Consider the following 8,527-nt stretch of genomic DNA (forward strand, 5'->3'; position numbering starts at 1 on the left):
CCGCAGCATGGCATTCCCACCATCATCGCAATGCGGTCCCTGACCGCACGTCAGGGGCGCGATGCGGCGCTGCTGCTGCTCGGGCTGGCCGTCTTCGCCGCCAACCTCGCGACGCCGCTCTGGGGCGACGATTGGTGCCGGCTGGGCCTGCCGGACCTCGCGGCCGTGCTTGCCCGCACGGCGGAGGAATACCGCGGCTGGACCGGCCGCATCGGGCCGCTGCTGCTGACCTATCTCGCACTCGGGCCGGGCCGCGCCGTGCCGCTGCCGTGGCTGGAAGCGGCGAACACGCTCGCCTTTCTTGCGATCTTGGTGCTGCTCATGCGGCTGGTCACGCGCGCAACCGGAGAGGCGGCGCCGGCACGCGGCTTCGCCGGCAGCTTCGCGACCTGGCTGGGTGCCGGGCTGATGCTGTGGTGGCTGCCACGGGCGATCGGCGAGGCGGCGCTGTGGAAGACCGGTGCGATCAACTACGCCTGGGCGGTGGCGCTGGAACTGCTTGTCCTGGAGCGCGCGCTGGCGTGGAGCGCGATGACGCAGCGGCCGCGCCTTGCCCCGGCGCTTGCTCTCGCGCTGATCGCCGCCTTTGCCGCAACCTTCCTGGAGCCGCTCGCGGTGCTGGCGACGGCCGCCCTGGGTGGGCTGGCGCTGCTCGCCGGGCGGCGCGCGGCGCCGGCAACGGCGGCACTGGCCGTGCTCGCCGGGGCGCATCTGCTGGGGCTGCTTGCGCTGCTGCTGGCGCCCGGCAACTTCGTGCGCGCGGCGGAGACCGCGGCGACCTCGCCGGTCGAACGGATCGAGGGCTGGATCGGCTTCGTCGGTAGCCTGTTCGATCCGCTCTGGATCTTGGCGGTGGTGTTGATCGCGTTGGCGTGGCGGGTGCCAGGCAGCCGCGCGCGGCCGGCCTGGCAACCCGCCCTGCCCTTCCTGCTCGCGGCCATCGCCTACCTGTTGATCCTGCTGCCGCTGCCCCGCGAGGCGCTGGCGGCGCGCGTTTCCTTCCCGGCGAGCGTGGCACTGGTCGGCGCGCTGCTCACCGCCTTCGTGGCGCGACCCGCCCTGCCGCGGCGCGAGGCCGCGCTCGCCGCGGGGCTGGCGTTGCTGTTCGTCGGGCAGGCGGCGATCGTCGCGCGGGACCTGGCGCCAATCGCACGCGCGCAGGATGCGTGGATGGAGGCCATCGCGCGCCAGCCGGGTGCCGCGGAGGTGGCGTTGCCGCTGGTGCTGGACGGCCGCCGCAGCTGGGTCGCGCGCAAGCACCGGTTCTTCATCGGCATCACGCGCGACCCGCGGCACCAGTTCAACATCTGCTTCGCGCGCCAGCACGGGCTGTCCGCCGTGCGCGGCATCTGACCGCGCACGCGAGCCATCAGCCGATGCGGCGGAACACCGAAGTCATGAAGGCAGTCCAGCTGCCATCCTCGCCCAGCACCTGCGAGGTCAGCACGCGCTCGTCCTCGCCGCGCATCTCGACCACGTCGCGGTAGCGCGCCATCCCCTGGCCGCTCATGGCAGGACCTTCGGTGTCCAGCGTCAGTGTGTGGCCGTCCTCCTCCAGCCTGCCATCATAGACGAACATGTGCGGCATCATCGAGCCGATGAAGGTGCCGCGGAAGCGCTTCGCCACCGGGTCGAAGCCCATGCTGATGGTCCAGCGCGCCATCGCGCCGCCTGGCATCTCGCCCTCGCTCGCGCCGATCACCCAGTAGCCGCCGAGCGAGCGCACGCGCTCGGTGCCCGTGGCGCGCTCCATCGGCTTGTCGGGGCCCATGCTGCATTCGGTCTCGTAGCGCCATTCGCCGAGCAGGCGGTGCAGCCAGCCATGCTCGGGCGCGGGCGGCGCCGCACCCGGGCAGGGCGTGGGCGAAGCCAGGACATGCGCGGTGAGCTTGTCGAGCGTCTCACCCCAGCCCTTGACGAAGCCCATCTCCTCATGCGCCGCGCGCATCGCCTCCGTCGGGTGGCGCCAGATGACCGAGAGGCGCGTGCCCTCGCCCTCCGCCTCGAAGTTGAGCGTGCCGGTCGCGCCGACCAGCGGGCCGCAGCTGTCGTCCACCACGCGCAGCACCAGGCGGTGCGGCGCCGCGACCTCGTCGATCGCCATCAGGTTCGGGTACTCCTTGCCGTCGGCATCGCGCATCAGCGTGCGGTGGAAGCCGCCGGGGCAGAGATCCACCTCGGCTTCGGGCGTGGTCATGCCGTAGGGGCCGAACCACTGCTTGATGCGGTCCGGCTGTGTCCAGGCTTCGAAGACCTGCGCAGGCGGCGCCGGGATGCGGCGGGTCATGGCGAGGTTGCGCGCATCGGCGCCGGTGACGTTGGTGTCCATGGCTGTTCCTTCCGAGTGTCGGGGTGGTGCGCCGCTTGCCTCAGGGTCGCAGCTCGAAGGCGGCGCGGAGGCTGCCGTCCATGTGGAAGGGGACGGAGCCGTGGGTGTGCGCGACGTGCCAGGCGCCATTGCGGCGTTCGAAGCCGATGGTGAGGCGCATCCACAGGTCCAGCGGCGTGCCATCCGTTTCCGTTGCGCGCAGGCGGGCGAAGCCGGCGCCCCAGGCGACGTCGCCATCGCCGGTGATGCGCAGCTCGTGGAGCTCTTCCTCGATCGGGCCCCGCTTGGTCGCGAACCAGTCGCGGTGGCGCTGCGCCTGCATGGCCGCGCCACGGCTGGCAAGGGGCGGCGCCAGGTCGAAGACCAGCACGTCATCCGAGCACAGCCCGGCCAGCGCATCGGCATTGCGGTCGTGCAGCGCCTGGCTCCAGGCGTCGAGCAGCAGGCGGATCTCGGCGTGGCCCGCGAAGGCGGCGTGCATGTCCATGGTCAGCCTTCCTCGAGTGGTGTCAGGCATCGGCTTCGAGCACGGCGAGCAGGCGCTCGAGCGATTCGGTCCAGCCGCGGGTGTGGCGCTTCGCGGTGTCGGCATCGGCGAAGCGGTCGTGGGTGAGCGTCACTTCCGTGCCGTCCGGCAGGACGCGGAAGACGACGGTGACGCGCGAGACACGCTCCGGCGTGCTGACCCAATGCCAGGAGAAGACGAGGCGCTTCTCCTGCTCGATCTCCAGGTAGCTGCCGGTGGCCTCGTGGCGCTCGCCATTGTCCTCGCGCAGCGCGACGCGGAAGCGGCCGCCCTCGCGCAGATCGGCCTCGGCCTCCTCGGCGCGCGTATGATGCGGGCCGAACCAGAGCAGCATCAGCTCGGGCCGCGTCCAGGCGGCCCACACACGGGACGGTGGTGCCTTGATGCGCTTCACCAGGGTGAGGCTGGGGGCAACCACGTTCATCGGTCGGACTCCTGCTGCTCCACCGCGGCCGCGAGGCGATCGAGGCTTTCGGACCAGAAGCGCTGATAGCGGCTGAGCCAGGCCATCGCGTCCTCCATCGGCGCCGCGGTGAGGCGGCAGGCGACGACGCGCCCGGTCTTGCGGCGCGCGACCAGCCCGGCTTCCTCCAGCACGTCCAGGTGCTTCATCACCGCCGGCAGCGAGATCGGCAGCGGGCGGGCAAGTTCGCTCACCGAGATCCCGTCCTCGGCCTCCAGCCGTGCCAGCAATGCGCGGCGGGTGGGGTCGGCGAGGGCGCCGAAGACGCGGTCCAGCGGAGAGGCCATTTGCTTAACCATACGGTTAAGCATGAGCGCTTCGCGGCGGCCCGTCAATGCCCGGCTTGCGGGATCGCGTGGGCGTGACACGAACCCCAGGCCTTGGCGGATCGCGGGAGGCAGGTGGAGAGTGGGGCATGACAAACGACCTCTCCGCCCGCCTCGACCGCCTGCTCCGCGATCTGCCGCACGCCTATCCCGGGCCTGGCGGAGCCGTCGCGGTGCTGCGCGGCGGCGAGGTGCTGCTGCGCCACGCCTGGGGCTTCGCGAATGCGGAGCGGCGCATCGCCTTCACGCCGCGCACGCTGTTCCGCACCTGCTCCATCACCAAGCAGTTCACCTGCGCGCTGGTGCTGGATGCCTGTGGCGATCCCGATGTGCTGGACGGCGGTGTGCGCGCGCGGCTGCCGCATCTGGGCGAGGCGGCGCCGGGTGCGCTGGCGCTCTGCCACAACCAGTCCGGGCTGCGCGACTACTGGGCGGTCGCGATGCTGCACGGCTCGCCGGCGGAAGCGCCGCTCGGCGACGCGGAGGCCGCGCAGGTGATCGCCGGCACGCGTTCGCTTCAGTTCGCGCCGGGCACGCGGTACTCCTATGCGAACCAGAATTTCCGCCTGCTGTCGGACGCGCTGGAGGAGCACACCGGGCGTGGCTTCGCCGAGTTGCTGCGGTCGCAGATCTTCGACCGCGTCGGGATGGGCAGCGCCTTCCTCGCCGCCGATACGCGCGCCATGCCGGACGGCACCGAAGGCTACGAGGGCACGCCCGCCGGTGGTTTCCGGGCGGCGGAGAACCGCGTGGTGTGGACCGGCGACGCCGGCCTCGGCGCCAGCCTGGACGACATGATCGCCTGGGAGCGGCACATCGACGCGACGCGCGACGATGCGGGCTCGCTCTACGCGCGCCTGTCCGGGCCGGTGCGTTTCGCGAACGGCGCCCCGGCCGCCTACGGCTTCGGCCTCGGTCGCGGCGAGGAGTTCGGGCGCCAGCTCACCGGCCATGGCGGTGCGCTGCGCGGCTGGCGCAGCCATCGGCTCTACGTGCCGTCGGAGCGTGTCTCGGTCGTGGTGATGTTCAACCACCTCTCCGATGCGCAGGGCGCGGCGCTGGATGCGCTGGCCGCGGTGCTGGGCGAGGCGCGGCCTCGGCCTGACGCGGACATGCCGATGCCCGACTGGCTCGGCGCCTGGCGCGAGCCGGAAACCGGACTTTCCGCGCGCATCGAGGCCGCTGGGGCCGACGCGCTGCGGCTGCGCTTCGGGCACAGCGCGGAGCGCCTGGACCTGCGGGCCGATGGCTCCGCCAGCAATGGCCGCACGGTGCTGCGCGCCCCGCCGGACGGGCTGTGGATGGACCGGCCGCAGGAGAACCAGAGCTCACGCCTGCTGCCGGCGCGCGGCGAGGCGGCGCCCGGCATCGCCGGCCGCTATCGCTGCGACGAGCTGGATGCGGAACTCGATATCGCGGATGCGGGCGGCGTGCTGCACGGCGCCTTCTCCGGCTTTTTCGGCCGCGGAAGGATGGAGATGCTGGAGCCGATCGGTCCCGATCTCTGGGCCCTGCCCTGCCCGCGCGCGCTGGACCATACGCCGCCCGGCGACTGGACGCTCGCCTTCCGCCGCGACGACGCAGGCCGCGTCGTGGAGGTGGAGGTCGGCTGCTGGTTGGCGCGCCGGCTTATCTACCGGCGCGCCTGAGCGCGATCATGCCAGCGGGTCGGGCGGATTGCCGTAGGGGTGGTAGTTGCGCAGGTCGAGGTGCTCGAAGCGCAGCGCCTCCAGCCGCGCGGTGCCCAGGAAGGGCTCGTCCGGCTCCACCAGCAGGATGGTCGGGGCGAAGCCGCTGTCGTCGAAGCCGCGGCGGAAATGCGCGCGCGACTTGATGGCGATGACGTCGAACTCCTCCGGCTTCAGGCCGAGATTCCACAGCTCGTGGGTTTCGGTGATCTGCACCAGGAAGGGGCTGAGGACGAGCACATTGCCCTCGCCGAAGCGGATCAGTGCCCAGCGTTGGCCGCCGCCCATGGCACGCGGCGTGGTCGCTTCGGCGAAACCGAGCACGGTGCCGGCGATGCGCACCGGCTCGCCGGCGCTCTCGTCGGCGCGGCCGCCGACCTCGCGGTCGAAGGGATCGCCCGGCTTCGCCCCGGCATCGAGCAGCGCCTGCACGGCGGCGGGATCGGCAATGGTCGCGATCAGCGTGCGGGAGAGCTTCTGCGCGACGATCTCGCGCAGCAGCCAGGTGGCGTACCCGGAACGGTCGCTGTAGTCGGCCAGGACCACCGGGCTGCGACGCGCCGCCACCGCCTCGCGCGCCAGCGCGACTCCATCGGCCATTCGATGCAGCTTCGTGGTGGCCAGCAGATCGTCGCGACGGCGCCAGATCCAGCCGGCCATGTCGCGCGCCACGCGCTGCGCCAGATCGGGCTTGCCGTTGGTCAGCACCTGCACCGTCATGCCGGCATCGGGCACGTCGCACCAGGGGAAGCCGAAGAAGACGTTGACATAGGTGTCGGGCTCGCGCGCCTCCCACACCAGGGCGCGCTGCACCAGGTCCATCCAGGGCGAGGCACCGGTCCATTGCAGCACCGTGGGCGAGATGACCGGCACCTTGATCGTGGTCGTGGTCGGGCGGTACTCGCCGCGGATCGCGCGCACCATCATGCGCGCGGCGCGCTCGCCCTGCAGGTGCATGTCGTAGTGCGGGAAGTACTTCACGCAGAAGGCCATGTCGGCGTGCTGCAGGAACTGCTCGTCCTCGTTGCCGTGCGGATCGAAGGTGCCGGCGAGCACGGCCGTCTGCCCCACCGCCGCGCGCACGCGCCGCGCGATCTCGGCTTCCGGCCGCGCCACGCCGCGTACGCCCATCGCGCCGTGCAGCGCGAGATAGACCCCGTCGAAGGGGCCTTGCGCCTTCAGCTCCCGCTCGAAGCCGCCGACGAAGGTTTCGAAGGCCTCGGCGGTGATCCAGCCGGAACCGGTGCCGGTCTTCGGCCAGAGCGGCGATTCAATGCCGACCAGCTCCACCTCCGGGTATTCGCGCGCCACCTGCACGAAGCCGCCCATGTAGCCCTTGGGATCGGTGGCGAGCAGCGCCTCGCCCGAAGCCGGCGAGCCGGGATAGCGGAAATCCTCGAGCGTGGTGTCGAAGGGCAGGAACGTGACCGTCTCGTGCGCGAACTGCAGAACGGCGATGCGCATGCGTCTTCCTCGTCTGCGGACCAGACGTGATGCTGGCACGGCCCCGACCGCTGCGCCAGCGAGCGGCATGCATGTTCCGCCCGAGTGCCGCCCTGGCGTAGGCTGAAAAACCCAACCGAAGGGACCGACCGTCCATGTCGCGCACGCCGCTTTTCGCCACGCTTCGCCGCGCCTTGGCGATCGCATCGGCCGCACGCCGCGCCGGCGCGCCACCGCTCGACGAGCTGGCGGATCCCGCCGCCATCTCGCGGCGCCGTCTGCTGGGCGGCATGGCGGCGGTGGCGCTCGCGCCGGCGGTGCCAGCCTTCGCGCAGCCGCGAATCGCCCGGCGCGACGCGCGCATCGCCGTGGTCGGCGCGGGGCTGGCGGGACTGGTCGCCGCGCATCGGCTGGTTGCGGCCGGCGCGGAGGCCGTCACCGTCTATGAGGCGAATGCGCGACTCGGCGGCCGCATGTTCTCGCTGCGCGACCAGCTGGGTCCCGGCACGGTCTGCGAGCTGGGCGGCAGCTTCATCAATTCGGAGCATGCCGACATGCTCGCCCTGGCCCGCGAGTTCGAGCTGCCGCTCGAGGATGGCGAGGCGGGCGGCGCCGGCCTGCTCGGCACCTATTTCGTCGGCGGCGGCCATCGCAGCATCGCCGAGATCGCCGCGGAGGCCGCCGCCTTCCTGCCGCGGCTGGAGGCGATGCGCGCGGCGCCGGAGGAGGCAAAGGCCGCGCTCGACCAGCGCTCCGCCGCCGCCCTGCTGGACGAGCTGGGCGTGACGGGCTGGCTGCGCCGACTGCTGGATATCGGGCTGACGCAGGAGATGGGGCTGGAGCCCGACCGCATGTCGGGCCTCTACCTGGTGGACTACTTCGCACCCGATCCGGCGCAGCCGCAGCGCGGCCTCTTCTCATCCGACCAGCGCTACCAGATCGCTGGCGGGAACGACCGGCTACCGGCGGCGATCGCGGAGCGGCTCGGCGCCCGCATCCGGCCGCGCCACCGGCTGCTGGCACTGCGGCAGCGGGGCAGCGTGCATGCGCTCACCTTCGATCAGGCCGGCGCGACGCGGGAGGTGGTGGCGGATATCGTCGTGCTGGCGATCCCGACCACGGTGCTGCGGCAGGTTGAGCTGGAGATCGGCGCGCCGGCGCTCACCCGGCGGGCGATCCGCGAGCTGACCTACGGCACCAACGCCAAGCTGCTCGCGGGCCTCGATGCGCGGCCTTGGCGCGCCGCCGGGCGCAGCGGCGAATGCCTCAACGACCTCGGTATCCAGACGGTGTGGGAGGACCATGCGCGGCCCGGCACCGGGGCGGGCGCGATGACCATCTTTGCCGGCGGCCGCGACGGCGTGGCGTTCGCGCAGGGCCGTGCGGCCGACCGTGCGCGCACGGCGGTGACGGCGATCGACGCGGCGCTGCCCGGCGCGGCGGCGGCCTTCAACGGGCGGACCAGCCGGATGAACTGGCCGGGCAATCCCTATGTCAGCGGCAGCTACAGCTGCCTCGCACCCGGGCAATGGACGGGGCTCGCGGGCGCCTTCGCGCCGGTCGGTCGCGTCATCTTCGCCGGTGAGCACACCAGCGAATCGCATTCCGGCTACATGGATGGCGCCGCGGAATCCGGGCGCCTGGCGGCGGAGGCGGTGGCGCGCGTGCTGGCCTGACGGGGCCTGCGCAGCGGGCCGGGCGGCCGCCAGGCGACTGAGGGCTCGAAGTGTCGTGCCGATGATTCGCTGAAAG

General features: G+C 72.2%; 8 protein-coding genes. 3 read left to right on the forward strand and 5 right to left on the reverse strand.

The annotated features are described in order from the left end of the window. Positions 1-30: 30 nt before the first annotated feature. Positions 31-1,353 (forward strand): DUF6056 family protein, encoded by a 1,323-nt coding sequence (locus ACESM1_RS14300; protein ID WP_372621105.1) that lies wholly within the window; start codon positions 31-33, stop codon positions 1,351-1,353. Between the two features lie 16 nt (positions 1,354-1,369). On the opposite strand, the gene ACESM1_RS14305 is transcribed toward ACESM1_RS14300, so the two are convergent. The 4 genes from ACESM1_RS14305 to ACESM1_RS14320 are packed head-to-tail and all read right to left on the reverse strand — an operon-like array spanning position 1,370 to position 3,605. Continuing rightward, positions 1,370-2,329 carry a DUF1579 family protein gene (locus tag ACESM1_RS14305; protein WP_372621107.1) on the reverse strand — a complete coding sequence of 320 codons (960 nt, stop codon included), beginning with the start codon at positions 2,327-2,329 and terminating at the stop codon, positions 1,370-1,372. 40 nt (positions 2,330-2,369) lie between these two features. After that, positions 2,370-2,816: a YybH family protein gene (locus tag ACESM1_RS14310; protein ID WP_372621109.1), complete on the reverse strand. Its 447-nt coding sequence runs from the start codon at positions 2,814-2,816 to the stop codon at positions 2,370-2,372. Positions 2,817-2,838: 22 nt separating this feature from the next. Continuing rightward, complete coding sequence (locus ACESM1_RS14315; RefSeq protein WP_372621110.1) at positions 2,839-3,279, reverse strand: SRPBCC domain-containing protein; 441 nt, start codon at positions 3,277-3,279, stop codon at positions 2,839-2,841. Then, complete coding sequence (locus tag ACESM1_RS14320; protein ID WP_372621112.1) at positions 3,276-3,605, reverse strand: ArsR/SmtB family transcription factor; 330 nt, start codon at positions 3,603-3,605, stop codon at positions 3,276-3,278. The genes ACESM1_RS14315 and ACESM1_RS14320 overlap by 4 nt, the downstream gene beginning before the upstream one ends. Before the next feature lie 128 nt (positions 3,606-3,733). On the opposite strand from ACESM1_RS14320, the gene ACESM1_RS14325 reads away from it, so the two are divergent. Continuing rightward, positions 3,734-5,293, forward strand: a complete 1,560-nt coding sequence (locus ACESM1_RS14325; protein WP_372621114.1) for a D-aminopeptidase — start codon at positions 3,734-3,736, stop codon at positions 5,291-5,293. 6 nt (positions 5,294-5,299) lie between these two features. Here the strand turns inward: ACESM1_RS14325 and ACESM1_RS14330 are convergent, their stop codons facing one another. Continuing rightward, positions 5,300-6,796, reverse strand: coding sequence for a M81 family metallopeptidase (locus ACESM1_RS14330; RefSeq protein WP_372621115.1), 1,497 nt, complete (start codon positions 6,794-6,796; stop codon positions 5,300-5,302). Between the two features lie 134 nt (positions 6,797-6,930). On the opposite strand from ACESM1_RS14330, the gene ACESM1_RS14335 reads away from it, so the two are divergent. Next, a complete protein-coding gene (locus tag ACESM1_RS14335; protein WP_372621116.1) occupies positions 6,931-8,451 on the forward strand; it encodes a flavin monoamine oxidase family protein in 1,521 nt (506 codons plus the stop codon). Positions 8,452-8,527: the final 76 nt, after the last annotated feature.

The organism is Falsiroseomonas sp. (genome assembly GCF_041690465.1).
Taxonomy (GTDB): Bacteria; Pseudomonadota; Alphaproteobacteria; order Acetobacterales; family Acetobacteraceae; genus Falsiroseomonas.

Coding starts and splice junctions, on each gene's coding strand:
- ACESM1_RS14300 (WP_372621105.1), top strand. CDS start 31: ATGCGGTCCCTGACCGCACGTCAGGGGCGCGATGCGGCGCTGCTGCTG.
- ACESM1_RS14305 (WP_372621107.1), bottom strand. CDS start 2,329: ATGGACACCAACGTCACCGGCGCCGATGCGCGCAACCTCGCCATGACC.
- ACESM1_RS14310 (WP_372621109.1), bottom strand. CDS start 2,816: ATGGACATGCACGCCGCCTTCGCGGGCCACGCCGAGATCCGCCTGCTG.
- ACESM1_RS14315 (WP_372621110.1), bottom strand. CDS start 3,279: ATGAACGTGGTTGCCCCCAGCCTCACCCTGGTGAAGCGCATCAAGGCA.
- ACESM1_RS14320 (WP_372621112.1), bottom strand. CDS start 3,605: ATGGCCTCTCCGCTGGACCGCGTCTTCGGCGCCCTCGCCGACCCCACC.
- ACESM1_RS14325 (WP_372621114.1), top strand. CDS start 3,734: ATGACAAACGACCTCTCCGCCCGCCTCGACCGCCTGCTCCGCGATCTG.
- ACESM1_RS14330 (WP_372621115.1), bottom strand. CDS start 6,796: ATGCGCATCGCCGTTCTGCAGTTCGCGCACGAGACGGTCACGTTCCTG.
- ACESM1_RS14335 (WP_372621116.1), top strand. CDS start 6,931: ATGTCGCGCACGCCGCTTTTCGCCACGCTTCGCCGCGCCTTGGCGATC.